At 67.8% G+C, this 1,303-nt stretch carries 1 protein-coding gene; it reads left to right on the top strand.

Annotated elements, in window-relative coordinates:
* Window positions 1-1,303: autotransporter-associated beta strand repeat-containing protein (locus J0J06_RS16840; protein WP_294043871.1), on the top strand; the 1,303-nt coding region annotated here is incomplete at both ends.

Genomic DNA, 1,303 nt, shown 5'->3' with positions numbered 1-1,303 from the left:
CGGGCGCCAACAGCTACGCGGGCGGCACGACAGTCAATGGCGGCACGCTGACCGGCACGACGTCGAGCCTGCAGGGCAGCATCCTGAACAATGCGACGGTGGCCTTCAATCAAGGCGCGAACGGCACTTACGGCGGTGCGATGTCAGGCAGCGGCGCGCTCGTCAAGAACGGTACGGGCGCGCTCACCCTCGCCGGCATCAACACCTACGGCGGCGGCACGACGGTGAATGCCGGCGTGCTGATCGGCAACAACCTGAGCCTGCAGGGCAACATCCTGAACAACGCGGCCCTCGTGTTCGATCAGGCAAGCGACGGCACCTACGGCGGCACCCTGACCGGCAGCGGCAGCCTGACCAAGAGTGGTGCCGGTCGGCTGGTGCTCACCGGCGCCAATGTGATGGGCGGCGGCACGACGGTGTCGGGCGGCACCTTGGCGGTGAATGGCTCGCTCGCCAGCAACGTCACGGTCGGCACCGGCGGTGTCCTGGGCGGCATCGGCCAAGTGATCGGCGCTGTAGCCGTCAGTGGCGGCACCTTGGCGCCCGGCAACTCGATCGGCACCCTGAACGTCACGAGAAATTTCTCGCAGACCGGCGGCGTCTATCAGGTCGAGGCCAATAGCCAGGGTCAGAGCGACAAGATCGTGGCCACCGGCACGGCTACGCTGAGTGGCGGCACCACGGTGCAGGTACTGGCGCAGTCCGGTTCCTACCAGCGCAACACCACTTACACCATCCTCACGGCCACCGGCGGCCTCACCGGCACCTATGGCAGCGTCATGGCCAACCTGGCGTTCCTGACGCCTACGCTGAGCTACGATGCCAACAACGTCTATCTGCTGCTGGCGCAGACGGCGAGCGCCTTCGCCTCGGGGGCACAGACGCCCAACCAGTATGCCGTGGGCACGGCGCTCGACATCGCTTCGCCGACGGCGACCGGCGACTTCGCCACGGTGCTGAATGCGCTGGCGGCCCTCACGACCCAGCAGGGGCCGGCGGCGCTCGATGCGATCAGCGGCCAGCCCTATACCGGCTTCGGTACGGTCAATGTGCTGGCGGCCCGGTCGTTCCTGAACGTGGTCGGCCAACAGACGGCGAATGCACGCGTCGGTGCCGACGGCGCGCAGCGCGTGGCCTTGGCGGAAGCCTGTGTGATTGCCTGCGACACCCAAGAGCCGCCGCGCTGGGGTGCCTGGATGAGTGGCTATGGCGGCGTGGGCGGCATCGGCGGCAACAGCAATGCCGGCGCGTTGAACTACAACTTCGGCGGGGCCGCCGTCGGCGTCGACTATCGCCTCGATCC

Source organism: Sphingomonas sp. (assembly GCF_017304615.1).
Lineage (GTDB): Bacteria > Pseudomonadota > Alphaproteobacteria > Sphingomonadales > Sphingomonadaceae > Sphingomonas.
This window is presented reverse-complemented; position numbering and strand designations above follow the sequence as displayed.